This is a genomic window from Streptomyces sp. TLI_185 (genome assembly GCF_003814765.1).
Lineage (GTDB): Bacteria > Actinomycetota > Actinomycetes > Streptomycetales > Streptomycetaceae > Streptomyces.
On sequence record NZ_RKRB01000001.1, the window covers coordinates 10,398,561 to 10,424,671 of the forward strand.

19 protein-coding genes and 1 pseudogene are annotated in these 26,111 nt (G+C 67.9%); 8 read left to right on the forward strand and 12 right to left on the reverse strand.

The genetic code is table 11. From position 1 onward, the window contains the following. Positions 1-91: 91 nt before the first annotated feature. The 9 genes from EDD92_RS47900 to EDD92_RS47940 all read right to left on the reverse strand — a co-directional run bounded on the left by EDD92_RS47900 (position 92) and on the right by EDD92_RS47940 (position 13,399). Entirely contained in the window at positions 92-3,259 is a 3,168-nt protein-coding gene (locus tag EDD92_RS47900; protein ID WP_123970106.1) for a hypothetical protein, read from the reverse strand. After that, on the reverse strand, positions 3,256-4,545 hold the full coding sequence (locus EDD92_RS47905) for a hypothetical protein (RefSeq protein WP_123970107.1): 1,290 nt from the start codon (positions 4,543-4,545) through the stop codon (positions 3,256-3,258). The genes EDD92_RS47900 and EDD92_RS47905 overlap by 4 nt, the downstream gene beginning before the upstream one ends. Beyond that, positions 4,535-5,815 carry a hypothetical protein gene (locus EDD92_RS47910; RefSeq protein WP_123970108.1) on the reverse strand — a complete coding sequence of 427 codons (1,281 nt, stop codon included), beginning with the start codon at positions 5,813-5,815 and terminating at the stop codon, positions 4,535-4,537. Before EDD92_RS47910 ends, EDD92_RS47905 begins: the two co-directional genes overlap by 11 nt. Next, entirely contained in the window at positions 5,808-7,196 is a 1,389-nt protein-coding gene (locus EDD92_RS47915) for a DUF2220 domain-containing protein (RefSeq protein WP_260327394.1), read from the reverse strand. The genes EDD92_RS47910 and EDD92_RS47915 overlap by 8 nt, the downstream gene beginning before the upstream one ends. A gap of 407 nt (positions 7,197-7,603) precedes the next feature. Further along, positions 7,604-10,807 (reverse strand): tetratricopeptide repeat protein, encoded by a 3,204-nt coding sequence (locus EDD92_RS50350; protein ID WP_185124370.1) that lies wholly within the window; start codon positions 10,805-10,807, stop codon positions 7,604-7,606. Next, the gene (locus EDD92_RS47925; protein WP_123970110.1) at positions 10,800-11,621 is read right to left on the reverse strand and encodes a serine protease; all 822 of its coding nucleotides are present in this window, start codon (positions 11,619-11,621) and stop codon (positions 10,800-10,802) included. Before EDD92_RS47925 ends, EDD92_RS50350 begins: the two co-directional genes overlap by 8 nt. Further along, entirely contained in the window at positions 11,618-11,947 is a 330-nt protein-coding gene (locus tag EDD92_RS47930) for a CU044_2847 family protein (protein WP_123970111.1), read from the reverse strand. The genes EDD92_RS47925 and EDD92_RS47930 overlap by 4 nt, the downstream gene beginning before the upstream one ends. A gap of 501 nt (positions 11,948-12,448) precedes the next feature. Then, complete coding sequence (locus EDD92_RS47935) at positions 12,449-13,066, reverse strand: HNH endonuclease family protein (RefSeq protein WP_123970112.1); 618 nt, start codon at positions 13,064-13,066, stop codon at positions 12,449-12,451. Positions 13,067-13,201: 135 nt separating this feature from the next. Next, on the reverse strand, positions 13,202-13,399 hold the full coding sequence (locus EDD92_RS47940) for a hypothetical protein (RefSeq protein ID WP_123970113.1): 198 nt from the start codon (positions 13,397-13,399) through the stop codon (positions 13,202-13,204). Between the two features lie 97 nt (positions 13,400-13,496). On the opposite strand from EDD92_RS47940, the gene EDD92_RS47945 reads away from it, so the two are divergent. The 8 genes and pseudogenes from EDD92_RS47945 to EDD92_RS47980 form a co-directional block, all read left to right on the forward strand. Further along, positions 13,497-14,039 (forward strand): hypothetical protein, encoded by a 543-nt coding sequence (locus EDD92_RS47945; RefSeq protein ID WP_123970114.1) that lies wholly within the window; start codon positions 13,497-13,499, stop codon positions 14,037-14,039. Between the two features lie 16 nt (positions 14,040-14,055). Beyond that, positions 14,056-17,859, forward strand: coding sequence for an NACHT and WD repeat domain-containing protein (locus EDD92_RS47950; RefSeq protein WP_123970115.1), 3,804 nt, complete (start codon positions 14,056-14,058; stop codon positions 17,857-17,859). 92 nt (positions 17,860-17,951) lie between these two features. Beyond that, positions 17,952-18,221 (forward strand): hypothetical protein, encoded by a 270-nt coding sequence (locus EDD92_RS47955; RefSeq protein WP_123970116.1) that lies wholly within the window; start codon positions 17,952-17,954, stop codon positions 18,219-18,221. Positions 18,222-18,367: 146 nt separating this feature from the next. Further along, positions 18,368-18,982, forward strand: a complete 615-nt coding sequence (locus EDD92_RS47960) for a hypothetical protein (protein WP_123970117.1) — start codon at positions 18,368-18,370, stop codon at positions 18,980-18,982. Positions 18,983-19,483: 501 nt separating this feature from the next. Continuing rightward, positions 19,484-20,179: a nucleotidyltransferase family protein gene (locus EDD92_RS47965; protein WP_311736824.1), complete on the forward strand. Its 696-nt coding sequence runs from the start codon at positions 19,484-19,486 to the stop codon at positions 20,177-20,179. A gap of 46 nt (positions 20,180-20,225) precedes the next feature. Continuing rightward, the gene (locus EDD92_RS47970) at positions 20,226-21,092 is read left to right on the forward strand and encodes a TIGR03620 family F420-dependent LLM class oxidoreductase (RefSeq protein WP_123970118.1); all 867 of its coding nucleotides are present in this window, start codon (positions 20,226-20,228) and stop codon (positions 21,090-21,092) included. A gap of 242 nt (positions 21,093-21,334) precedes the next feature. Further along, the gene (locus EDD92_RS47975) at positions 21,335-21,544 is read left to right on the forward strand and encodes a hypothetical protein (RefSeq protein WP_123970119.1); all 210 of its coding nucleotides are present in this window, start codon (positions 21,335-21,337) and stop codon (positions 21,542-21,544) included. 94 nt (positions 21,545-21,638) lie between these two features. Continuing rightward, positions 21,639-22,106, forward strand: a pseudogene (locus EDD92_RS47980) (transposase); the annotation flags it as partial. Between the two features lie 5 nt (positions 22,107-22,111). Here EDD92_RS47980 and EDD92_RS47985 read toward each other — a convergent pair. From EDD92_RS47985 to EDD92_RS47995, 3 genes are all read right to left on the reverse strand, one after another. Then, positions 22,112-22,723, reverse strand: coding sequence for a hypothetical protein (locus EDD92_RS47985; RefSeq protein WP_123970120.1), 612 nt, complete (start codon positions 22,721-22,723; stop codon positions 22,112-22,114). A 449-nt stretch (positions 22,724-23,172) separates the two neighbouring features. Then, on the reverse strand, positions 23,173-25,119 hold the full coding sequence (locus tag EDD92_RS47990; RefSeq protein WP_185124371.1) for a hypothetical protein: 1,947 nt from the start codon (positions 25,117-25,119) through the stop codon (positions 23,173-23,175). A 171-nt stretch (positions 25,120-25,290) separates the two neighbouring features. Continuing rightward, positions 25,291-25,962: a hypothetical protein gene (locus tag EDD92_RS47995; protein ID WP_123970122.1), complete on the reverse strand. Its 672-nt coding sequence runs from the start codon at positions 25,960-25,962 to the stop codon at positions 25,291-25,293. Positions 25,963-26,111: the final 149 nt, after the last annotated feature.

Here is a 26,111-nt window from a genome sequence, read left to right on the forward strand (position 1 = left end):
ACAAGATCATATTGCTTGATGGCGAGACGCGCAGTGTCTGTCCAGCTGGCTGCGCACCGCGGCCGAGCCGCTGAGATGAACGGTCCAGCTGTCAGGACCGGCTGGTGACGAGGTCGTCAAGGGTGAGCTTGACGCGGCGGTGGTTGGGATCGAAACCGAACATGAGCGTGGGCCGGTTGAGAGCGTCGGACTTGGAGTAGTAGCGGAACTGCAGGATCTGGCCGCACATTGGCCGGACATCCGACATCAGCCCGTCCTGGCAGGTGGCCAGCACAGTGATGCCGTGTTCTTGCGCGGCGTCGCGCAAGGCGGCGATGACCTCGCGCCGGTGTTCTGCGCCGAGCGAATCGCCGAGCTCGTCGAGGATAAGGACACGACCGCGGGCGTCGGGCGCCGCCAACAGGGCGGCTAGCACGAGGTGGATCGAGAACAGCTTTTCCTGCGCGGTGTTGGTGGAGGCGTCGTACGGCAGTAGTCGGCCGCCGGGGTTGCGCCGCCAGCGGGGTACGACGTGGCAGATCCACTGTCCTTCAGCGGTGTCGGGTGGGAAGACCTGGTGGTCGAGGTCGGCGCCGTAGCCGTCGTCGCGTTTGTTGAGGCGGTCGAGGGTCGTGCTGATGAGATCCAGTGCGCTGTGTACCCGCTGCTGGATGGATTGCTGAGTCTGTGCGAGGGCCTGGTGTGATTCCTCGACGACGCCTTCGAGATACTGGCGTTCGGCCTGGCGTTTGCCGCGGGTGATCTCCACCTGTTCCCGGGCGCTGTCGTCCCGCTCGGCGTTGTCGTCCAGCCAGGTTCGCAGGGCCGTAAGGGAAGTGCGGAAGAGCCGACCGTCGGGGTCGATGGTGTTGCGGTCGTGGTGGTGCAGGGCGTCGGCGAGTTCCGGTGTGGCCACCCCGGTGGTTTTCGTGTCTGCGGCCAGCCCGGTGAGGGCGGCCGCGAGCCGAGCCCGGGCTTCGCCGTGCAGCAGGCCGCTGCTGCGGCACTCGGCCTCGCGGCCCGCATCGCGGGGTACGACGGAAGCCGGGGTGATCTCGTCCGTGGGCTCGGCATCGGGGTCATCCTCGGGCAGAGCATGCCAGTTGAGTTCCTCGAGCGCCTCGTCGAGGGATCCGGACCAGGCGCCCGCAGAGCGGTCACCGGTCAGCGAGGTCTGCAGCTCATCCAGCCTGTCCTTTCTCCGCTGGGCCTGCGCGAGGTTCTTCTTTGTCTCTGTAGCGGTGACGCTGAGTGCCCTGGCGCGTTCCTCGGCCGTGTCGAAGGCTGTCTTGGCCTGGTGGGCGGCGTCTGAGGCTGCCTCGGCCTTCTCGCGCAGGCTGGGCAGTGCGGTCAGGAGCTCGGCCAGGGTGTCTTCCAGCTCCCGTATCCGAGGCTTGAGCTGTTCGGCGGTTTCGTGGGCCAGCGCTCGGTCGATGTCCCGGTGCAGTTCGGCGATCCGGCGGTCTTGAAGGTCCAGCGCCGCCTTGAGGGCGGCCCGCTCGGTGGCTGCCTCGCCTAGTTGCTGCTGCAGGTGGGCGCAGATGTCCTCCTGCCCGGCGATCGGCTGCGCGAAGCCACCGATCACGTGGATGCCGAGGTGAGGCATGACGGCATGCGGCGGCTGCTCCACGCTGGTGCACTGGGCGAGTGCCTGCAGAAAGGGTACGGCCAGGGGATCGGTGCCGAGGATGCCGTCGGGCAGCAAGGGCGGGTCATGGGGGAGCGGATCGCAGACGGACGGGCCGGGTTCGGGGCCGGCGATGAGGACGGCACCGGGCATGCTGTCCACGGCGGCAGTGGCACGCTCCAAGACGTCGGCGTCTGCCGGGATGCACACGGCGTCCCGCCACGGAGACAGGCGGGCTTCCCACAGGTGCCGGGCGTGCGGCTGGATGCGGGTGGCGGCCATCAGCCCCACCGCTTCCTCGACCCCCGCCTCGTGCAGCATTCGCAGCACAGATGCTGCCGCACCCGTACGGCCCTCGCGGGCTTCGGCGAGCTCCTCGGCGAGGCTGGTGACGCGGTCCTCGGCCACGAGGAGCCTGGCTCCCACCGTCCTGTGCCGGGACTCGTGGTCACGCAGCCGCTGGGCGAGTTCCTCAGACACCGGTCCGGCATAGTGCCCGGCGCGCTCGGCGGCCGCCCGGTAATCGCGTTGTGTGCGCTCCAGCTCGCCGCGCAATCGCCCCTCGCGCTGGTTGGCCTCTTCCACCTCCAGCTGGGCCTGCTTCTTGCGCCGGTCTGTGCCTTCGGCCTCGCGCCGCAGGTGAGCAGTGTTGCGGGCCTCAAGGAGCTCGCCCTGGGTGTCGTTGTACTGCTGCGTGAGCGTGTCGATGTCGGCGCCGGTGACGGCGAGGCGGACAGTGACGCGCTGCTGGCGGATGACCCTGTCGAGGGCGGCCCGTGCGCATGCCCAGCGCCAGAAGCGGTAGGCGCGTGACGTCTCCACCCGCGCGCGGGCCCGAGTGGAGACCGAATGCAGGATGGCTTCCTCGGCACGGTAGGAGACTTCGGCCTGGGCGATCATGTCGGCCAGGTCGGCCTGCGTCTTGGCCAGGTCCTTGCGGGCCTGCTCGTCGTTGGAGAGCATGCCGGCCTTACCGGTCAGCGACAGCAACGCGTCGCCGATCTGCACAGGCGTGAAGGTGCCGGCGTCCAGCTTCAGCAGCGAGGGACGTGAACGCAGCCCGCCGCGGGTGGCGATGTAGGCCAGCAGCCGGGGTGCGCGGCCGTAGAGGGCTTCCGCGAAGTCCGTGGCGCCCAGGGGTTTCCCGCTCAGCTTGCGGAAGAAATCCGGTGCCCGATCATGCCGTGAGCGGTCATCGCCGTCCAGGAGCAGATGGACGCCTTCTTTGTGCCGTACCTCGATGTGCTGCGGCTTGGCAGATATCTGCAGCCACACGGTGTGCGCGGTGGCCTGCGGGTCGTCCGGCTCGGCGAAGACGCCCACCACATAGCCGAGGTGGGCGGGAGCGTTCAGTTCCGGGACCGCGCCGGCGGTCACGGGCTCGAACAGCAGCCGGGGCGCATGCACGGAGCCGCCTCCCGCCAGGCGCCACTCGGGATCCCCGAGCAGGAGAGCCACAGCCGCAAGAAAGCTGGTTTTGCCCGACTCGTTGGAGTCCTTCGGCCCGCGACCGGTCACCGCGATGAAAGCGCCGGGAATGACGGCGACGGGATGGGACGTAAGGCGAGCGATGTCGAACGTCTGCACGGCGATGAGCTGGCGGGTGCCGATCACCCCGCGCTTGCCCAGGACACTCACCTGCTGCTCATTCACACGTGGTCCGTTTCTGCCGGCCCGTCAGCAGGCCGCCCGTCGTCATCGGAAGGGAGAGCTGCAAGGCGGCGGCGCCGGATGGCCGCGGCCAGGTGCCCGTCCGGCCGCCCGACCAGGATGAGGTCCTCCCAGAGCATGCTGCTGCGCTCGTCGCTCAGCCGGTCCAGTGCCGGGCCGGGAACGTAATGGCCGGTGGTGCTCTCGGCGACCATGCCAGCGGCTTTCAGCCTGCGCAGGGCGGCACTCATCGCGACTTTGGAGATCTTGCGATTGGAGGCGAGGGCGGCGAGGGTGACCGCATGCGGTTCGCCCGTCCACCGGCTGTGGCGATGCCGCCCCTGGGCCCGCGGGATGGCCACCGTGTGCAAAAGCACCAAGGCCAGCACGGCCCTGTCCACCGTGCCGAGGGTGCCGGTGCCCTCGGCTACCAGCGCATCGGCCACCGAATCGCAGAACCCGGTAGTCCAGTTACCATCCGCCGTCTGCAGCAGCTGACGCCCGCACGGGCGCAGGATCTCTTCCGCCGCCGAGCGCATCGCGGGATCGGCGAGCAGCGGCAGAGCACCTCGCGGCACCGGTCTGCGCGCCGTCTCCAGCGCGGCAATCGCCGACCGGACCACGTACGGATCGGAAGCCTCAGGCACGGCGTCGGTCTCGGCCGGGATCTCGTGAGCGGACGCCTGCCCAGGCACCGGGAGCTGCTCCAGGTCCGGCGCGTCTGCTTGTGGGGCTGGCAGCAGATGATGCCCGCGCCGTAGGCCCTCCACCACGGCTGGGGGCAGCGCCGCAACGGCTGCCCCCAGCCGGCACACGGTTTTCTCGGCCACGATCAGATGCGCATCGGGCAAGGTCCGCTCCAGGGCTTGCTCGACGGACTTGCGGTCCGCGCCCAGTGCCGAACACAGCGACACAATGCCAGTCTTGGGGAAGGGACGCCCCGGGAACGGTGCCAGTCCCGGCTCGGGCCAGGCCGCCCGCAGGCACGCGGCCCACACGAGCGTCGGAACCGGAGACAGTCCCAGCCACAGCTGCGGTGACACCAGACCGGCAGCTGGCGCTGTGTCACCGTCCCACCCCAGCACCAGCACGTCGGTCGACGTCGCTGCGCCATGGATCCGGATGATGCGGCGACCGTTGTGGCAGGCCGCGGCCGCAGCGGCAGCCAGGACCGCATCAGACACCGTCGCCGGGGCCACCCCCACAGCCCGTAGCCGGGCCAGAAGCAGTGCTGTCTGCACAGCGGTGTCCGAGCCGGATGGCTGAGCAGCGGCGCTCTCAGGGCTCATCCACGTCCCCGTCCGGAAAACCGGCGGTCTGTGTGCGGCGAAGACGGACCGGATGCATATAGGTGACAGAGGCGTCCGGATCAGCCAGCAAGGCGTCCTCGACCACGACCGCGTACGGTTCGCTCGGATCGTCCCCCAGCGCTAGGACGTCGGTGATGATCGCCGCGGCCGCGGGCCAGCCGACCGCGTACAACGCCTGGGTGAGGTCTGCTTCCTGCGCCCCTTCCAGCAACTCGTCGGCGAGCAGCCGACGGCTCTCCCGCGCCCGCTCCTGCGCCTGCTCAGCCCATCGCAGCGGGTCGTCCTCCTCATCGTCCCTCGTCTCAGGCACCGGCGGTCGCACACGCACCCGCGAGCGGGGCGCGAAGCCCTCCACGGCCTCCAGGAGCCCGGCAGGCTCGATCCACACCGGGGGCATGTCGGCGACGAGGGCTGCGCCGGCCTGGGACAGCAAAGCAAGGTCGCCTTTGACAGCCGCATCGGTGTATTCGGTGACGGTCAGGACGTCGAAGTTCAGGCTGCCCCCACCGTGCTCCAGGACCTTCTCCGCCGCGGCGATGACCTGCCGGCGGTAGAACAGCTCCGCCTCGATCAGCGCCGAGGCGGCTTCCTCGAGCGCCCACTGTCCGCTGAACCGGACCGTGACCAGGTCATTCAGCTCGTTGACCTGCAGCGTGAACCCCTGGTGATCGTGCTGCCGTTGGGATTCCATGAGTTCGGCCGGAGTGCCGGTGGCGATCTGCCGCTGCAGATCCAGCGCGAACACACGCAGTGCATTGCGGCATGACACCAAGTAGTCCAGGCAAGCGCCCGGATCGGGGTTGCTGCGGTCGAACACGGCCCTGGCCCGATCCAGCAGCAGGATCAGCTCATCCACGCCGCCGTGCTCGGCCAGCCGTTCAGCCGCCAGAGCCCCCGCCAAGCCGGCCGGCCGCACCACGTACCGGTCCTGGTGCGCCTTGAGGAGATAGGGCTCGAGAAAGCCAAGCCGCGTCAAGACCGACAGCCGCCGGTCGACCAACTCCTGCGGCCACCCCTGCGGATGGTTGGCCAGCGCCTCCAGCACCTGCGCTCTCGTCAGCCCGTGCGGCCCGGCATGCTCGGCAAACACCTCCAGGATGGCCAGCGCGACCTGGGCCACCTCCGGGTGCCGCGCCACCGCACCGGCATCCTCGGCGACGGGAGCCATGAAAGCCCGCCAGTTGGCCAACTGCGTGGCAGCCGCGAGATCTTCCCGCTCACTGTCCCCGAACGCCAACTGCTCAGTCATCGGCCGGCACCGCACTCAACAGCTCCGCCAAACGAGGCAGGACCTTTCTGTGCACAGGTTCCTGCTCGCACGACTCACCCGTCACTGCGATTTCCGCGGCCAGAGCCTGCAGCTCGACCGGTCCCTCGGCGGCCATCCTGGCCGCCAGCGCCCGTGCCTTCGGGAACGCCTCCGGCTTCTGATACCGGTAGGGGCCGGCCCGCCACACTGCCGCCTCCATCCCCACTGGATGCACCGTGCGGCCAAGCCGCCCGGACAGGTCATCAATGATGGCGATGCCGTCGGCATCCAGGTCGCCCCAGATCGCCAGGCGCGCGGGCTGTAGCCAGTCCAGCAGGGCAACGAGCTTGTTGGTGACGTACCCCTTGCCCCAGATGCACAGCCACTGCGAGGCAATCTCGGGTATCGCGCACACGCGCTCGAACGTGTCGGAGTTCTCCACCAGGAAGACACCCCGTCCGCCGTATTCGACCTCACCGACCAGTCTCAGAGCGCCGGCTGGCAGAGCGATCCAGGGATTAGCCACCGAGGCATCGGCCGCCACCGACCCCACGTGCCACCTCAACGGCCCTCGTACACGGATGTCGATATCGGCCTCATCGAGAGCGAGGTCAAAACTCATACCGATCAGATTCTCGAAGGCGGTCTGACGCGCAGGAGTCCACATCTTCGACCCGCTCAGGGCCAGCCCGGCCAGCTCCTTGGCCGTCATGCGCTCGCCTGCCCGGTAACAGGGCCACCACTGTGCAGCCGCCCGCACGGCCGCCTCATAGGCGCTCCAGGCCTCCGTCGCCGCCGCACTGCTCTCAGGCACTCGCAGCACAGAACCCGCCGGACAGGCCTCCAACAGCGCCCGCTCGCCGTCCAGTTCCTCCACCGGCCCCATCAACGCCAAGAGGTCCTTGCGTACTTCATCGGGATCCCGCCAGCCCCGCAGCTCCTGCAGCAGTTCATCCGCCTGCAGGGCCCACGCGTGCGACAGCCGCCAGCTGAGCGGATCCGCGACCTCCAGGTCCTCATCGACCCCGCAGCGCAAGACCACACCACCGCAACGCACCAGCGCCAAAGCAGCGTCTCGAGCACGGCTACCGAACCGGGACACGATGGTGGACCAACCGCGCCGGTTCGCCGACAACACCCAGACCAGATCCCTGCTGCTGAGCTGTTCCGGCGGCTGACAAGCAGGTTGCGACGCTGCTGTGATCAGGTCGACTTCCCGAATACGCAACAGCCCTCGTCGATCACGAGGCGCCCGGTTGCTCCCCTGACGCCGTACCGGGACCGACACCGCGCACGTGCCATCCGGAATCCCGGCCACAGAAGAGACACGGATACGGCCCTCGGCCTCACTGAACAACAGCGACATCGCGCCGCCCGCCATGGTGCCCACCGCGCCCCCCAGCCGCCGTCGAACCGCACCTCTGTGTGCACCCTGCCCGGGAGAATATTCAGAAACCCACAAGGGCCGCACAAACATCAGCAAACTGGCTGGAGATCAATCACACTCTGACGCTTCCCCCATCCATACCCGCCCTCGGCGGCCACGCGACGCAGAAGGCCCTACAGTGCCAACCCACACCCGGCATACCGCATCGCATCATCGGACCCCTTCATACACAATTCGAACCCGCCGGCTGCGAACGACCGGGTGCTGTGCCGGACGGACGAAAGGGCGGTGTGATCGCGTGCGCTCATTGCCCTGGTCGGGCGCCGACCCCTGTCGTCATGACAGGGGTGACAAGGCCGAATATCGGTGTTCCTGTTGACAGCCCTACGCCGTCAAGTGCGCTACGCGCCGTCGAGCGAGGGCCGCGCGATGGTGGGCGGAGACACGGTCCGTGCCACCATCCTCTGTCGTTCCTCGGCGAAAGCTGGATCGGCCTGGTAGTTGTTATGCCCGCGGATTGGAGTGGACAGCGGGTACGCAGCCGAGCGGCCGAAGCTGAGAGGATCTTTCAGAAGGCGGTCTACTTCAGGGCCTTCGCCCCCGCCACCGACGTGCACCGGGCCGCCGATGGGATCCGTAAGCCGGCACAGATTGCGCCATGTGTCGACCTCACGGTGGAGTGCGTGAAGCGCTTCATGCCCGAAGTACGACGGGAAGAGCCGCCCGTACAGACGCTCCAAGGGCGAGCCGTAGGTGAGTAACTGGACGCGCTTACGGTCAGCGAAGGGCAGTTGCCAGATCGCGGCGGCCGCAAGCACGCTGCCCTGGGAGTGCGCGGAGATCAGGACCCGACCGCCGGTCTGTCGGCACCACGTTGTCATGCGCCAGGTGAGGTCGGGGACGGCCCGTTCCGAATAGCAGAGCCGGGCGAAGGGATGGGCAGCGCGCGGCCAGAAAGTGCCCACGTCCCACGCGATACCGAGGAGACTGCGGGATGACGGGGCACGGGCGGCTTGGCGACTGGAGTTGAGGAAGACCACCGCTCCGGCGGCGATCAGCCAGGACCCGATTGCCTTGAGGGTTTGGCTCAATTCGGCGACGGGACGCGGCAGTCCGGCTGCGGCGTGGCCCGGGGGAGCGGCCGTCAGGAGGGCTCCCGTCAGGGAAGCCGTGGTCAGTAGCAGTACGACCAAGGCGAAGGCGCTGAGCAGGGTAGGGATCGTGTCGGTGACCCGGGCGCGTGCCTGGGCGATCGCGATCTGGTAGGTACGCCGCGCATTCTTGGGCTCGCCCGGAAAATCCGCGAAGACGTGCGCGCTCAAGGCTTGCGCCAGTTTGTGGATGCGGACGTACACCGAACCTGCGAGGGCCAGAAGGACGGCGAGCAGTACGGGGATGGCGGACATCTGCCAGGTCACCAGCGGGGGAGGGCCGGGTATGGCATCGGCCGGCGGTCCGGAGGAACTGCGGTTATCCAGCCAGTCAGCGAGTCCCTGGACGGCGCCAGCGGCCAGCATGCTGTAGAGGGAGCAGGCAAGCATCACTGCCGTAGCCGGGGCCAGGCCCCGCAACAGGACGTTCGGGACCGGCCCACGGCGGAACAGGACCTTTCCGACCACGACCAGCGCCACCACAGCCAGCCCCTGGGCCACGAGTACTCCGCTGTACATGGTGTCGCTACCGGGAAGCCGTCCGGTGGATTGCCAGGAGGGCCGGGACCACATGGCGTAGCCGAGGCAGAGTACGAAGAGGGCGGCCGCGTTGCGGGGGGACCTTGCAAGTCCATGGTCCAGTTCCATGTCGAGCCGGTTCTCGGAGGTGCCGCGGCGGCAAACTCCCCACACCACCTGCAGGCCGCCTGCCAGGATCAGCGCGCTGAACAGCCAGCCCAGAGTCTCCAGTGCTGCCGATCCCCCGTGCTGCCGGTCGAAGTGCGCAGGCGCGTTGACGAGCAGCCAGGCCACAGTGAGTAGTCCAGCGGTCGTGTGTACGGCGGTGAGCCGATGCACCAGGCGTCGCTGGTACCAGAATCCCGGCTTGGCGAGCGGCGTGCGGTCCGAAAACTCAGGGGCGGGTGGGTGAGCCGGTGGCCGTTGGGACTCATAGGCGTTCCAGTTCTGCCGGGACAGCCGCCACAGCAATGCGATGCACACGCACGGAGGCAACGATCCGACGGCGAGGCGGCGACCGGGCTGCGCCCACCAGCCGCCGGAATCCGCTGCCATGAAGCCCATCCAGAAGCGCTGGCCGCGGGCGCATGCGACGCTGCCGGCGCACTGCCAGGCGGCCAGGTCCATGGAGAGTTCGCAGACCGCCGTTACGACCATGACGGTGAGGCTGAGCGCGGCGAGCCGCACCAGCAGCCCGTGCAGCCTGGACGTGCGCCGGAGACCGCGCGCGGGTGGGCGCATCCAGTGGGCGAGGTTGACGACCATAAAGGGCAGGAGCAGGTATTGCAGCACTCGGCCAGGGCTGGTGCCCGGGGCGAGGCGGGCCCAGGTGTACGCCTCCGGCACCGGGTGATCGCGGTAGTCCTCCGGTCGCTGCTCCGCGTCCGTGTCCTCGGCCTTGCGGTGCAGCGCCGCGACGTCATCGCCCCCGACTCGCACGACGCGTGGGTCGCCGAGCATCTGCTCTGGGGTGGCGCCGTCGATGCCGTGCACCAGCAGTTCGAGGACGAGGAGGGGCTGCTGGTCCGGCGCTGGCTGCGGGCGCGGGGCCGTAGCCGCCGGAGTGAGCAGGGCAGCGCGTGTCTGGCGGGTGGTCTCGTGCGCACGGGTGAGGGCGGTGCGCACCGCTTTGGCCCGCGGGTGCCGGATCCCCAGCGTGGTTGCCGAGCGTTGGGACGCGCGCTCGAGGACGTCGGTGAGCCGCTCCATGCTCTCCAGGTCATCGTCCAGGGCGGCCGTTTCGTAACGGGCTGAGGCCATGAGGACGAGTGCCTCCAGGGCGAGGGGATGGTCGTCGCCCCAGCGGTCCATCTGGTGCTGGCACAAAACCTCAAGCTCGCGGGCGAGTTCTCGGGCGCGGTGGGCGTCCTCTTCTCGGCGGGCTGCCAGGAAGAGGACGGTGACGGCCCGCAGCAGCAGTTCGAGGCGCTGTCCAGTCTCCGGTAGGGAGCGGCTCAGCGCCTCTGCCTGTCCAGCGCGGGCCTGCGCGATCGGCCACTTTCCCTGCTCGGCCGCGCACAGGGCGAGGTTCGTATAGGTGCGGGCATGTTCGGCGGGCGTGTCCGCAGCGTCCAGTGCCGTCTCCAGCGCGGCCAGCGCCTCGTCGAGATGCTCGCCTCCCGCGTCGATGAGGACGGTGGCGAGCCGGTTGTGAACGGCGCACCGGTGTACGGCGGGCACGCGACCGTCTTCGATCCAGGACTCCGCCACCGCCAGCGCGCTGCCGACCGCGCCAGCAAGATCCAGCTCGCGCAACAGCGTGACGAAATACGCGAAGTGCTGTGCATCGTCGGAGGTGTTGAGGAGAGCGAGATCGTCAGCGAGGCCGTTGACATAGGTGCCCAGCAACTGCGGTGCCCGCGGGTCACCCCGCACCGCACGCTCGGCGGCGCCGATCCGTTCCGCCCACCCCGGAGCGGTGGTCTGCTCAGTCACCACCGGCTCCGCCGAGCAGCTGGTCGCCCAGCGCACGCAGGGCCTTGGCACGCCCGTCCGCGGCCTCCTGCGGGGTGATGTAGCCGTCCTCCTCCAATTGGCGCAGCCGCCTCAGGAAAGCCTCGACACCGCTGTCCGGCACAGCCCGACGAGGCTGTTGCGCGGGCAGGACCAGCTGTTCGCCAGCGACCGCGGCGCGCAGGTGCGCGACGTCGAAGTACGGAAACCGCTCGATCGCGTGCAGTACCGAGGCCGCGAACACCACGTTGGTGTCCGGGGAGCCGTCTGCGCGGCTGAGCTCCTGTTCCATGAGGATGCCGACGACGGGACGCTCACGTGAACCGGCCTCGGCCGAGTCGATGTCCACCGGGCTGCCGGAGTATCCCGCGAAGTTGTGGACCTCCTGGTCGACAGTCAGCTGCAGTCCCGTGAACTCGCCGCCTGCCTCGCTCTGGTGACTGACCGGTGCGTGGGTGATCTGCCCGCTCAGCCGAGTCTTCTCACCTGGCGGCCGGTAGGAGCCCTTCCAGGGGATGTCCTGGCGGGGGCGGTCCGTGGGCGGGGCGACCGGGAGGTCATACGCGTGGGCGTTCACCACAGAGATAAGCGCAAGGTCCGCGTCTTCGATCCGGTCGCACAGCCGTCCTGGAACTCGCTGCCCGTCCGGGAGCTGCAGATCCAGATCCGCATCGTAGGAGGACACCCCCTCCATACAATGCAGCGCGGTCAGCACGAAGCCGCGTGTGACGAGGAATCCGGCCCCCAGATGCAGGTCACCCTCGTCGATCTGCACCCAGTAGGACATGGTGCTCATGGGGCACCCTTAGTCCGTTCCACCGTGAGCGTTACCTCGAGGGACGCTTCCGCAGATGCTTTGGTCAGGATGACGCCGGCCTCCGCCGCGAGGGTCAGACCGAAGGAGACCTCCATCCCGGTTACTGCCCAGCCGCGCCGCTCGGGCACCTGGTCCAGGGCGTCCTGGGCAAGGGCGGTAGCCTGCTGGATTGCCTCCCGCACCTCGCCGGAGCGCTCGCCCAGCGGCGACGCCGTCCGCGTCCTACTGCTGATCTGGCGTGCGCCGCGCGAGTCAACCTGAACGGTCTCAATCAACACGGATGAGGACGCATCCTGGTCTGCCATGGCTGTTTCCCCCTTAGATCGCCCCGTCGCGGGGCAGCGTAGTCCTGACCGGCAGCTGACGGAGGGGTTCCGATCCGAGGTCACCCTGGTGCCCAAGAAATTTCTCTGGGCTCGGCGCAACTGCCGTACTCGTAGTCCTGCTGCAGCCTTCTATCCGACGTGGGGCAACGCCTTGAGCGGCCCTCCACGGCACGGTTCAGACACAGCAGAGCCGGCACGGCACCGACGTACCCGAATTCGCGGGGCCATGCGCAACAGCACCTGCCGCATCAGATCCCGGCGCTGCGGATGCACGGCTCCAGCCTCACCGGCGCCCCCTGGACCGACGACAAGTTGAACTCGCTTGGCGGTGGCCACAGTTCAGCCCCGAGCGGCCCCCGCACAAGCCGCCGTGCGCGCACAGCCTCCATGGCCCGGACCACAACTGCCTGCCCTCGCGCTGACGTCCGCCCGCCCACCGTGCGGGCCCACGCCCACCACAGATCAACCGCCCCCACCGACTTACTGCCTGTTCTCTTCACCGGGGTCGATCGCCAGGCGCCAGCGGGTTTTCACGGCCACCCAGTCTGTGGCATAGGTGCAGCGGTAGCCGGCCGCGGGTGGCTGCCAGGTCTGGGGGTCCTGGTCAGCCTTCGAGCGGTTGGAAGCGGCGGAGACCGCGATCAGCGCGCGGGGATCCCCAAGGTCGTTGGCGTAAGCCTCGCGTTCCTTCGCCGTCCAGGCGGAGGCGCCCGAGTCCCAGGCCTCGGCGAGCGGGACCAGGTGGTCGATGTCTAGGGCGCGGGCGGCGGCGAAGTAGGTGTCGTCGTACGGCGAGTACCAAGCGCCCCCGGTCAGCCGGCAGTTGGCGCCCTGTGCGGGGGCGGTGACGGCTTCCTCGATCAGGACCTCGTTGCGGGTGTTGCAGCCGTCGTAGTCGGCGTCGATCCAGTGCCGGAACTTGGTGCGCTCGTATCCGGTGCGGTCCTCCTCGTGGACGGGGAGCGCGGCCAGGGCGTCGCGGACGGGCAGGGCGACGGTATCGCCGGGGTCGGCGGCGTGCGCGGTGGTGGGAATGAGCAGGGCGGCGAGCGCGGACAGCGCGGCGGCCGCGGTCCGTAGGGCGCGAACGGAACGCACGAGGCTCCCTCTCAAAGATCACAAGCGGTCGTGATCTTCGTAGCGGGCCAGCATCCTCCCGGCCCGCCGATCCGGTGCCGCGTCACCCCGGCGGGTGGAAATTCGCACTGGCCCGGCCCGGTTTACCGAACAGGTTCAGGCAGGCGACGCACCCGCGGTGGGTGATGCCTGCTCGGTGGGCTGGTCCAGCTGCTGCTGGCGGCGCCGCTGCTCGTTGCATAGGTCTTCCACGTTCTTCGTGAGCAGCGCGAGTGCGGCGTCCGGGCCTTGGTCCTTGTAGTCGCTGGCCCCGTACTCGTAACCGTTGGGAGACGCGGCCTCAGCACGCCTCAACTGCCTGATTCGTCTTTTATAGGCAAGTGTGGTGACGGGAGGAGTAGGGGCTGCCATGAAGGCAAGGTTTCCGGCCACGGGACTCCTCGGGGGAGCAGTGTCTGAGCCCATCACCCTCGCCGCGATCGGGGCGACTGCTCTGACCGAAGGCATCCGGTTCCTCTACGACCAGGCCGCAGATCTGCTCCGACGGATGCGCGACCGCACCGAGCGACCGGACGGGCCCATCGACGTCGACGCCGGGGGTGCCCTCGACTCCCCGCTGGAGAGTGTGAGCATCCGCTACAGCCGAGCCGAGGCACAAACCGATGCCATCCGGGCGTTGCGGAGGGAACTCGCTGATTACGCCGACGGCATCGCAGAAGTCGACCCGGCCGACAACCATCTCTTGGAGGTGGTGGACGCCCTGCGGCGGCTGCTGGAGACCGTGTACGGGCAACGGATTACCTTCCGCGGTGAGCTTCGTGAAACCACGGGCACCGTCATCGACGTCCATGTCAGCGCCGCGTCGGTCGACGGGTATGTGGCCGCGGTGCGCGCGAAGCGTATGGGCAACGCTGACGTCAAAGCCGAACTGAAAGTCGGTGACATCGGTTCTGGCGGCCAGGCGGTTGGTCTCGACGTCGACGACATCGGCTGAAGAGGTGGGCCCGGCCGTGACCGCGCATGCGTGGGGCACCGAGGGGAATCCGAGCACGAGCGGGGCGCTCCGCGCACCCGCCCTTCCTCCGGACGAACTGGTCGAACGCCAGGGGATGTTCAGGAAGGTCGATGCGTGGCTGGAGGATTCTCGGTCGGGCCTCTGCCTGGTAACCGGCCCTCCCGGGACCGGCAAGTCGGTGTTCGCTCGGCAGCTGGCCGCGCGCCTCAGTGCGCCCCCGCATGCAGCCGAACACCAGGCGGGACGAACGCTCTGCCTTGCCCATTACTGCGACCCGAACGACGACCAGAGCCTGGACCCCCTTGAATTCGTCAAGGCGTTGTCGCGAGCGTTGTCACACGCGATGCCTGGCTTCGGCGCCGCCGTGCAAGCCTCGATCGCCGAAATCGGAGTGTCTATCCGCAACGAGACCAGTTTCCAGATCGACCAGATGCAGCCAGGTGCGCAGGCAGTCGGGCTGAGAATCGACAACCTCAGCGCGATGGGCACCCGCCGTGCCCTCAACCGGCTTGTGGTGTCCCCCTTGGCGAAGGTTGCCGAGAGTTCAGGTGACACGACTGGTGGGCAAACCGGCCTCGTTGTGATTCTGGACGACCTCAGCGCCTCCTTCTCCTACCACGACGAGGACAACATCTCAGCGGTTCTCAGGCTCTTGCTACGTCGCCCCGATGAACGGCAGCCGTCGCTGCGGTTTTTGGTCACCAGCCGTCCCGATCCCTGGGCACTGCAAGGCCTGCCGCAGCCCACGATCACCCTGGCTCACAACCCCGAGCTGACGAGCGATGACCTGGCCCGGTATGTCGGAGTGCGGCTGACCGGCACCGAGAACGAGCAGAGGCACGCCTGGATCGATCGCGTCGTCGAGGTCAGCTCCGGGAACTTCCTGGTAGCCAAACATGTCCTCGACGATCTGCTGCGTGATCCAGCAGGCCTGGACATGGACCCCTCGCAGGCACGCTTCCCCAGCAGCCTCGCCGATCTCTACGACAGCTGGGTATCCCGACAGCTCCAATCCGACCGCAGCCGGTGGCGCCGCTGCTACGTCCCCGTGCTGGGCGTGATCGCGGTTGCCCAAGGCTCCGGCCTGGACGCCGGCCGTATCGCGGCGATCACTGGGCTGCCCGACACAACAGTCCAGGAGGTACTTGAAGACTGCACCCAATACTTGTACAGCTACAACTCCGACGAAGTGCGGTACTACCACGATTCGTTCCGCGAGTACCTGACACGGCGAAAGATCATTGGTCGAGACTGGCACCGTTCGGTGACCCGGTACCTTACCGACCTCGGCGTTCAGGACTGGAACGCGGTGGATGACTACACTCGCGAGCACCTGCCGTACCATGCGGCCCAAGCCGACCTGCTGGGCGAATTGGTCACTGATGCGGGTTTCCTGGCAAATGCAGATGCCCGGGCGGTCGAGCGCGCCGTGTGGCACAGGTCCGAGCAAGCGGCGTCCCGCGACGCCCCGAATCCGCTCCTCGCCATCTACCTGCGCACTGTCGCCCTGCTCGTCGGCTTACCGCCCGGCGAACGCGCTGCGCGCCTGGAACTGGCCGCGCGCGGTGCCGAGCTCCCCGATGCAGCCAACGCTTTCGCCGCGGTCCCCGCGCATCGGCCGTGGCAGCCTTTGTGGGGCTTCGCCATCCGTTCATACCCCTACCAGACCATCGGCAGGCACCCCGAAGGTGTCAACGCGATGGCCGCATTCACTGTCGACGGCCGGGATGTCCTGGCAACTGGGGGGCAGGCCGGGTACTTGCGGATCTGGGACCTCGAACTGAACGAGCCACTGATTCCGGATATCAAGATCGACATGTTCGGGATTCTCGCGGTCTGCACGTGCCTCTTCGACGGTGCCTGGCTCGTCCTGGCGACGGGCCCCTTCCGGGGACAGTTACGGTGTGGGCCTGCCCTGTCGGAACAGGTCGAATTCACCGCCGACGAGGGCGGACCATGTATTACGGCGGCCGCGTTGTGTCCAGTCGGCGAAGAGGTGTTCGCCATCCTCGGCTTCAGTGATGGTTCCCACACTCTTTGGGACCTCCGGTCCGGTTTTTACGCACCCCTCTTCGGCGCGGACGAGGAGGCAGGTCCGGTGTTGTCCCTCTGTGCATCCGACGCGGAGGGCGGGGAAGTCGTCTCCGGGCACGCACACGGGCAGGTCCGCTTCTGGCAGTTGCAACCGCAAGAGGAAAACATCGCCGTCACTGAAAGCCCCGTCCTTCAATTGGAGAACGGGTGGGTGGGAGCGGTAGTCGTCACCCCCGTCCCGGAGGGCTTGGTGTACGTGGCTGGCTACGCCTCCGGAGGCATGTTCATCTCGCGTCCCGGCGACGATCCGGGCACCGTCACGATCCATCACATGCACGCCTCTGCCGCCTCGCGGGCCGCATGGTTCCGAGCCCAAGTCGACGGCAACTTCCTTCGGACAGGTGAGTTCTACAATTCGGGCATCATTGACTACGCACGCCGTCTGGAAGAAAAGAGCGAGGAAGACGCCGCAGACATTTGCACCATAGGCGTGTACGGCGGGGTGAACGCCCTGGCAGTGCACGCTCCATCCGGGATGCTGGCCTCCGGAGCCGAAACCGGAACGGTCATGCTCACCTCGCTGGACGGCCAGGGCGGCTGGGCACTGTGCCAGTTCGGCGAACCTGTGGGAGCGGTGTTGTTCACAACCAACACGACAGGTCCACTACTGCTGGCGGCAGACCGTACTGGAGGGGCCATCCGAAGCTGGCAGTTGGATGCTCAAAGCCGTCCCACGGCCCAGCTCACGGGGAGCTTGCAGTACCGGATCCGAAAGTTGACCCCCTCAGCGGATGGCCGCTACATCGCAGTATCACTCGAAGACTTTTTCGCCGCGCCCCACTCGGAGACGGGCAAGGTTGAAGTCTTCGACGCTCGTTCCGGTGAAACAGTCTTCGATTTTCCCGCTTCAGAGAACACCGCAGCAATCCATGTGGCCTTCCCCAGCACCACAATCGTGCTGATCGTCACCCCGGCTGACGGCTCGGGCCCTACCCTGTTCTCGGTAGGGCTGACCAGCGGAATAACACATACCGATGTCACCCTGGCTGGAATGCAGCACGTATACAGTGCGGTGGCACTGCGCTCCACCGAGCCCACGGTGGTGGTCCTGGGCGAGCAAGATGACGGTACACAGATCATCACGACGCTGGAATTGCATGCGTCCGGATGGCACCAGTCTTCAACGGTCGCCCTGGCCAGAGCCGACCGGCCGAAGAATGAACAACTCCACCTGGCATACCCGCGTTTGAACGTCACTTGGGATGCGCTACAGACCCACGTGATCGTCGAGCACAGTGTCGTAGTTGACCTGCTCAACATTTCGGACGGCACACTCCATCCGCTGGGAGGGTTCCACGTCGCGGTACCCGCGAGCATCGATGAGCCGCTGGTGAGCCCCGTCGGCTGCTTTTTCCGAGGCCAGGCCGCCTTCGTGAGACCCGGCCACCAGTGCCTTCACATCTACGACCTGGTAGAGACGGACACCGACGACGGGCAGCCCGGCCTCAGTCCAAGCCACGACCTGACTGGCGCGTCCTCGGTCGTTTCCGTGACCGCGGCATCCGCCGACGGGCAGCTCATAGCCGCCGGCGGACCCGACGGCATCCTGCACTGGTGGCGCGAGGGCGATGAATCCGCGGGAGAACTCGACATAGAATCCGCGGGAGAACTCGACATATCCTCTCCGATCCGCCACCTGGCCATCATCAAGGACGCCGTGGTGATCGTCGCCACCGACGACCACCTGCTTGCACTTCGGCTGTGATCAGGCAGCCCGTTCAGGGCCTTCGACCAGGACGGCGGCGACGGTTGGACGGTGAACACCGAACGGCACTGGCGGGCTCACGGGGTCCGCAGATGGGCCGCGAGCTGGTGGTGGACAAGTGGGTCGCCGACCAGGCCCCGCCTCGTGTGAACCTGATCGGATCGACCATCCACATTGACGCAAGCCTGACCGGGCAGTGGTCGTCGTCGGCGGACCTGGAGCCCCAAGGCATGCCGGAAACAGGCCAGCTGCTGCTGCGGGTCGCCACCGTGTTCGAACCGGGCGCCCCGGCCGGGCCCAACGATGTCCTGCGCTTCGGCGCCGCCGGCCACATCTTCCTCGGCTGGATCCTCCTCACCTGATCGTCAACGCCCCGGCCGAGACGGTGACCTGATACTCAGCGGGCCTTGGCAGGACTGGCCGACTCCCGCCGTGGATGTCGGAGGGGCCGGTAGCGTGCCGGGCATCGCGACGAAGAGGAACAACCGTGGGATCACGCTTTCCTGACGTGGAGAAGCTCGGACCGGTCACGGCGCACGAATGGCGGACGCTGCGGTCACTGAACCAGACTTATGTGGATCTGCGGCACGAGTGGGAGGCCGCCTGCGTCCATGCCGACGGCTTGATGGTCAAGTTGGAGGTGACCGAGGGGTACGCCGACCCGGACCGCCGCTACCGGCACCATCTGGCGGCGCTGCATGAGCTGTACCGCCCTGCGGACGCCTACGAGCGGCAGGCCAGCGCGCTCGCCTGGCGCTACGCAAGCGCGGCCGCGGTTCTGGGCATGGCGGTGATGGACCGGCTGATCCGCGATCAGCCGCCGCTCGCAACGGACCTGGTCGACGAGGTGGCCACCCACGAGCCGACCCTGGGGACGCTGAAAGACGCATGTGATGCGCCCTACGAGCGGATGATCGCCGCCCGGGCCGACGACCACTACGGGACAGAGGCGAAGGCCCGGGAGAATCTGCTCGGCCTGCTGGGCGCGGCCGAGTACAACCTGGAGCACACCGACATCGGCGGGCGCCGCCTGAACCCCGCGGAGATCGACGCCTGCCAGCTCGGCGTGATCTCGCCAGCCGACCAGGACCCGTTCTGGGACAACCTGCTCAAGCCCCGATAATTCTCCCCACCCACCGATCACCTGACCTGCGGACGGGCGCCACAAAGGAGGGGCCGCCCGATCGCCAGCCAAGTCCAGGGGCGGGACGGACTGTCCAGGGTGGCCGAAGGCCAGCGCGGAGCGATGCCGAAGGCCGTTTCCCATGGCGGGCCACACCGTCTGGAAGCTGCCGAGACCGACGGACCAAGAACGCCCGTGCTCCTGGGCCGCCCTTCGTCGTCACGGCAGATCATGTGCCGTGCCCCGATCCGGACCTGGCGTTCGACACGGGTCGACCAGAATCACGCGACGGGTCGACCAACCGGTGTGCAGAGCGCGCGAAGACCGGTTTACGCCTGGTCTCGTCCCGACCGGACGGGTATCTACATGAGCATGATCCGATCCGGCCGGTCGCCCGACTCTCGCGTGTGTGTGCACAGGCCGGGCGAGCCCGCCGCAGCCGACACACCATCTCTGGTCTGCGGGCGAGACGACCCACTGCCTGCTCGGCAGGCCGTCATTCTGGCGGGCGGAAGGGGGAGTCGGCTCCTGCCGCTGACCAGAGAGCGGCCCAAGGCGATGGTGGAGATTCACGGGGTGCCGATCCTGCGGCACCAACTCGACTGGCTCGCTGGTTGCGGAGTCGAACGCGTCGTGGTCTCTGCAGGACATCTGGCCGGGGTGATCGTCTCGTACCTCGATGCCCGTCCGTCGCCGCCACGGACCAAGGCAGTGGTCGAGAAACGGCCTCTGGGGCGCGGCGGTGGTCTGCGCCGGGCCGCGCGGGCCCTGCCGTATCCGGGCGAGCCGTGGTTCGCCGTCTACGGGGACATCTGGACGTGCTTCTGCCTGTGCGGGATGCGCGCCCATCACCTGCGCGGTGGCGTCGCGGCGACCGTGGCGCTCGCCGGTCCCGGCCTGCCCGGCAGCGCGGTGGCCTATGACGAGCTGGGCCGGGTGACGGACCTCGCCCCGACGATCCCGGGGCCGGGCCGGGTGAACGCCGGTGTGTACCTGTTCGCCTGGCGGGTCGTCTCCCTCCTGCCCGAAGAAGGAGATCACGCCGACAGCACACTGCCCCGTCTGGCCGGCTCCCATCAGCTGTCCAGTTACGCGATCGACGCACCCTGGCAGGCGGTGAACACCCCAGCAGACGTGATCAGGCTGGAACACGATCTCGCCACGCGAAGGGCAAACCGTCAGGCTGTGGGCGAGTGACCGTCAGGACAGGCCACTGTCAGGTGAATTCCGAGGAGGGCGCGGTATGGATGTGTCGCCGTTCGGGGTGTGGAGTACAGCGTTCACTCACGGTGATCCCGACCGAGCGCGAGCGGCCGCCTGCGAACTCGAGGAGCTCGACTACGGCACGTTGTGGCTGGGCGGCAACCCCGGCGGCAACCCGAGCGGGGACCTGCACAGCAGCCTCACCCTCCTCACGGCGACCCAGCACACAATCGTCGCCCCCTCCTGCGTCTCCATCTGGAACCTTCCACCCGGTCGGCTTGCCGCCGCCTACCGCGGGCTTCCCGCACCGTATCGGCGACGGACGCTGGTGGGCCTGGCCGTCAGTCACGCGGAGATCGCCTCGGCCTACCAGCGCCCCTATACGGCGATGTCCGCCTACCTCGACGCATTGGACGCGTCCGGCGGCCCACTGCCGAAGAGCGCACGGATCCTGGGCGCGCACCGGCACCTGATGACGCAGCTCGCCGCCGATCGGGCCGCTGGAGTGCAGCCCTACCTGGTCCCGCCGTCCCACACGGCCCGGACACGCGCGGTGCTGGGGGCGGAGCCGCTCCTCGCGCCGGTGCAGACGTCCGTGGTGGACACCGACCCGGTCACGGCTCGTGCCACGGCGCGGCGGGCGATCGGTCCCTACCTCACGAAGGCCAACTACGTGCGGACCTGGCTGGAGGGCGGATTCACCCAGGGCGACCTCGCCGACGGCGGCAGTGACCGCTTCGTCGACTCCCTGGTGGTGTGGGGATCCGCCGACGTCGTCGCGCGGCGTGTCCTGGCCCACCTGGAGGCGGGCGCGGACCACGTCGCCCTGCAGATCGTCACCGACGCCCCGCATACCTTCCCCATCACCGCTTGGCGTGCCGTGGCCGAGCGCCTGCCTCTTGCTTAGCACTGCAAGCGCATTGGGGGTACGGCCTCGACCCTGTGCCCCTGGCGGCCGGTGGTAGGCGCGCAGATCACCGGTTGTGACCGCGTCTCCGTGGTGTGGCAACCGGATGTCGTAGTGGGCGATAGGCATCTGGCGCGGTCATCACGCGGCCGCGTGTCAGAACCTTGAAACTCCCCACTCCGTTGAACGTTCAGAGCGAGTGGGGCGACGAGCAACCCTGGTCGTTTTCAAGAATCCCCATCATGACCACAGCGGCGGCAGGGCGGTGGGGCAGCTGGCCAGGGGGCGCCGAGCTCGAAACGCGCTCCGGTCTGCCGCGCGGCAACATCTCCTGCGCCAACTCTTGCGTCGTCTCCTGCGGCATCTCTTGCGACTTCTCTTGCGCGAACCTCACCGGCGTCGCCGCATCCGTGCAGGTCACTCGCACCGTACGGGCGTGGATGGGCCTCTGACATCCCCGTTGCGGCCGCTTTTGCCCATGCCCTAATCCGTGTTTAAGAGCGTTCCGACGGAGCGGATGCTGCTCGGGATGTTCGAGTACGGGGCTGCGACGCCTCCGGCCAGCTCGCCCAGGCGGTGGAAGAGGCGTTCCCTCAGCATCCGGACGCTGAGATCCTGCTGAGCTTCCCCGGGCTCGGTATCCAGCTCGCCGCCCGGATCCTGGCTGAGATCGGGGACGACCACAGCCGCTTCACCGACGCCCGCGGCGTGAAGGCATACGCCGGCTCCTCGCCCATCACCAGGGCCTCCGGCAAGAAGTCATCCATCACACGGCGGTGGGTGAAGAACGACCGGCTCAATCACGCCGGCTACCTCTGGGCCTTCGCCGCCCTTCGCCACTCACCCGGAGCAGACGCCCACTACCGGCGGCGCCGCGAGATCGGCGACTGGCACGCCGCCGCCCAGCGCAATCTCTTCAACCGCATGATCGGCCAGCTCTACCACTGCCTCCAGCACCGTAAGCTGTTCGACGAGCAAACCGCGTTCCCCGTCGAGCTCCCCAAAGCGGCCTGATGCGATCACAGATCCGCTGGGTGATCGGCGCTCTGAACCCGCCAGGCCTCGGTGACTTCAACAAGCATCTGCCGGGCTGCCTCGCGGCCGTCGGGACGCGGTGCCGGCAACCTCGGGCCAGCCAAATCGCGGCCGGTGAGTGACCGGGCCAGGACCGAAGCCCAGTCGTCTCGGTGGACGACCGCGACGTGCCCCTCCACACGGGCCTGTTTGTCCTGCCAGTCGTCGGGCGGGGCCATCAGGATCCGCAGGGCGTGTTCGTCAACCCACTCCAGCTCCAGGACCTGCCGGCCGATCTCGTGCTCGATGAGCGATCGGGTTTCGCTGGTCTCGAGATGCAGGAGCAGCAGTTCCCCCTCAAAGAAGTAGCCGCCGTCGTATCGGCCGGTGCCGACTGCCAGCAGCGGGAGCGCAGGATGGAAGGCCATGGCATGCACAGGGAAGCGCGAGTGAACGAGGACGCGACAGCTCAGATCGGACGTGTCATAGACCGCTACCGGGACCGGGACGCGATATCCGCGCCTGCCCGCCACGGCCAGCAAACCACCCCGCTCATCCCGCACAGCCAGGGCGGGTTCTTCCACCGCGGAGAAGGGATGAGGGTCTGCTGCGGTCACACCCATGATCTTCGCAGGCCTCGATGCAGCCGGGAAGCGTCCTGCCGCTGGGACCTTCCGGCACAACCAGAAACAACCTGCCAAGCCCGACAATCGAACACCACATTCGCCCGCTTGACGGCATAGCAACGTGAGGTGTCTGGCTGGAGTAGAGGAGAGGGAGGGCAGGAATGGGCGGCGCGGACGCAGCCGGGGATCGGGGCGCGCTCGCTGGTGTTGCGCGCCGGGCGGAGCCGCCGCGCCAGAGCCGCCGACGGTGCGGGCGGCCAGGGTCAGGAGTCGTCGGGGCGGAGTCGGTGATGTGGTCGAAGCCACGGAGCAGCGGCGTCAGCTCCTGCCCGGCTCCGCACAGCGTGCACAGCCGGGTGCCCGGGTGCTCTACCGCGTCCAGGGCGCGGTCCAGATCGAGCAGCGGCGCACGGAGCGGGCCGGGCCGCGCCCGTCGCGCACTAGGTGCGAATCATGAAGTATGCCCAGCTGCTCCACGTGGGCAAATTGGCTGTATCGGTGGCCTGAGGATTGGACTCCGCCCTGACACGGAACCGGTCACCGACCGGCCCGGTGTAGGAGAACGAGTAGGTCAAGCTGCTGGTCGCACTCAGGCGAACGCAGCTCAGGTCCTTCGAGGTATGCCAGGAACCGGAGGAGTAGTGCTGCACGAGCAGCCGCGCGCATGCTCCCGGCCTGGCCGGGGCGACGGTCATCGTGTACTTCTGCTTCGCGGTGTGGTGGTAGACCCGATAAGACGTGCTCCCGTAAAGCACGGTCGTGTAGTAGCCACTCAGCGAACCACCAACCGATGCGTGGACGCCCACAGATTTGGCGACGGTGGTGGCGAAGTAGTCGTAGCTGCCGGCAAACACCGCGGTGAACGTCGTGCCTCTGGTGACCTTGTAGCTCACGGCGAGGTTGCCGGAAGAATCCACGGTGCCCGATTTCAGCAGCTGCTTAGTGGCGCCAGCAGGCTGGGCGTAAAGGGAGACCTTGCCACCCGTGAAGCCCACGCTCAGGTGCGCAGTGACCTTCGCGGTGGCGCCGTAGGCGTAGCTGCTGGCGTCGGTGCCGACGCTGAGCACCTTGGCCACGCGTATCGTCGCGGTGGTGTCCGACGGCAGGTGGTCAGCGTCGCCGGAATATCGCACCTGATAGGTGTACGTCCCCGTACCAGGTGGCGTATCCCCGAAAGCGAAGCGGCCGTCGGATGTGAGGGGCGCGTCGGGAAGCACGACACCGTTGGGATGTGCCGCGTCCGCGCGGCTGATGTGGACCACGGCGCCGGCCGAAAAGGGGAGTGCGCTGCTCACCGAGCCGCTCTCCGGGAGGGCAGTTCCCGTGTTGAGGATCAAGTTGGGGTATGCAATGCCCATCGAGGTTTGGGCTGCTCGCGGCCGCAGTAGCTCGTGCAGCCGCAGCGTGCCCATGGTGTCGATTACCGACAACAGCCGGGAACCGTCGGGAGTCCACGCAATGTCCTGCACCGTGATTCCGGTGGACTGGAAGTCCGGGAAATCGTAGGTCCGCAGCCTCTGCGTGCCTTGGGGCTGTGCGGTCACGACACTCTCGTGAACCAAACTACCCATGCCGTCCCAGCCTTCCCCGGCCATGGTCCCGTCGGGAGCGAATGCGAAGCTACTCAGCGACCAACCGCGGGCGGGGAAGGAGCTGTAATCGGTATCCCACGAGAGGTCGGTGAGCCGCAGGACTCCGTTGACGTCAGTGGCCACACCCTGGCCGTCGGGCGTGATCACGAGCCGTGACGACCAGACGCCGGGGGCATGCGCCGTGATCCGGGGCGTGCCAGTGGTGACATCGACGACGTCGAGCTCCGGCTGACCGGCCACCTGGAAAGACGCCGCCAGGGTGCCCGGGGCTTTCGGGCTCGACTGAACGGCGTATCCCTGACCCAGTTCTGTGCGGGCGGCCGGCGCAGCCGGATCTGCAGGATCGAGAGAGCCGAGCCCACCGCTGTCGCCCTGCGTATAGGTGAACCAGATTCTCCCCGCGCTGAATGCGAGCGAGGTAGGGACGGGACGGTCTGCAGTTCCGGCCTGCCCGCCAGTGTCGTAGCGGGCGACCTCCGAGAGCGTTGTCGTGTCGATGGCTGAAATCGCGCCCTGGCCCGGCAGCAGCGCATACAAAGTGCTGCTGTCCGGCGACAGCGCCAGCTTGGTTGCACCCGACTCGTCTGCGATCTTGCCGACCGCAGCGCCGGACAGGTCCGTAACGAGGATCTTGTCGTCGGTGCTGCCACCGCTGAGGAAGAGCCGATCATGCACTGGATCGACTATCAGGCTGCCGAAGCCGGCCATGGGGACCACCGTGCCTGTGTCATCCTCCACGGCTGCCGCGGACCCGGCCACCACCAGATTTGCCGCGAGCAGCACCAACGCCGTCACGACGCCAAGCCGCGCTCTCTTCACTTGCCCCCCTGAACTGCACTGTTGGTGCGAGCAATCTAGAGCATGCACATGACTGCCCATACAGGGAGGGAGGCATGGTGGCACGAGCCGACCGACGCGGGGCCGGACTGGGACCCGTTGCTGCTCTTGCTGCGGGGCCCGTCTTCTTCAGTTGAGATGCAGGACGGTCAGGGCGGTGGTCCAGTCGGTGACGATGGCCTGCTGCGCGGCTGCGAGCGTCACTTGGCCGTTGCAGACTGCGGTGTGCAGCTTGGTCTCCACCGGGTCTTTCTTGTTGTTCACCCCTGTGCCCTGTTTGTGGCCGGGGTCGGCGGGCTCCACCCACAGGTTGCGGGGGTCGTTGGGGTCGCCGCCGAGTTGCAGGCTGATGAGGTGGTCGTACTCGGCGTCGCTCATGCGGCCGGTGTAGCTGTAGGAGGCGGCGTTCAGCCTCTTCTCCTTGCCGGTCACGTAGGCGGAGGGGCGTACGCCGGAGGTGTAGCCGCCCTTGCGGCAGATCGTCGACGTCAGGTTCGCCTGCGTCACGGCCGGAGAGATTGCGCCCGGCGTGCAGTTGGGGTCCTCGAGCGGCTCGCCGTGCTCGGTCCGGTAGTGGCACGAGCCGGCGGCTGGCTGCTGCTGGACCGTGTAGTGCTTCTGCGGTCCCGCCCCCACGGCGATCGCCCGCCCCGCACCGGCCGACGCGGCCGTACCCGGCGCCCCCGCCACTGGACTGCGACTCTCGGACGACGTCGACGTGCCCAGCGAGTCGGGCTTGCAGCCTGCCAGCAGCAGGCAGGTCAGCAGAACGGGCGGTACGGCACGGCGGGCACAACGCATGACGATCCCTCACAGGCAGGCGACGGTTGAGCAGATGCTCCCCCATCACTCCCCGCTCCTACCGTGCGGGGGCCCCGCACGGTAGGAGCCGCTGGTGCTGCGCCGGTCCTGGCCGGGCAGGGAAACGCGCTCGTATGGGAGCGCCGGGC

Excerpts from the sequence above, each read along its gene's own strand:
- EDD92_RS47905 (WP_123970107.1), bottom strand. The coding sequence starts at position 4,545 with ATGAGCCCTGAGAGCGCCGCTGCTCAGCCATCCGGCTCGGACACCGCT.
- EDD92_RS47910 (WP_123970108.1), bottom strand. The coding sequence starts at position 5,815 with ATGACTGAGCAGTTGGCGTTCGGGGACAGTGAGCGGGAAGATCTCGCG.
- EDD92_RS47915 (WP_260327394.1), bottom strand. The coding sequence starts at position 7,196 with ATGGCGGGCGGCGCGATGTCGCTGTTGTTCAGTGAGGCCGAGGGCCGT.
- EDD92_RS47925 (WP_123970110.1), bottom strand. The coding sequence starts at position 11,621 with ATGAGCACCATGTCCTACTGGGTGCAGATCGACGAGGGTGACCTGCAT.
- EDD92_RS47930 (WP_123970111.1), bottom strand. The coding sequence starts at position 11,947 with ATGGCAGACCAGGATGCGTCCTCATCCGTGTTGATTGAGACCGTTCAG.
- EDD92_RS47955 (WP_123970116.1), top strand. The coding sequence starts at position 17,952 with ATGGGCCGCGAGCTGGTGGTGGACAAGTGGGTCGCCGACCAGGCCCCG.
- EDD92_RS47970 (WP_123970118.1), top strand. The coding sequence starts at position 20,226 with ATGGATGTGTCGCCGTTCGGGGTGTGGAGTACAGCGTTCACTCACGGT.
- EDD92_RS47975 (WP_123970119.1), top strand. The coding sequence starts at position 21,335 with ATGACCACAGCGGCGGCAGGGCGGTGGGGCAGCTGGCCAGGGGGCGCC.
- EDD92_RS47995 (WP_123970122.1), bottom strand. The coding sequence starts at position 25,962 with ATGCGTTGTGCCCGCCGTGCCGTACCGCCCGTTCTGCTGACCTGCCTG.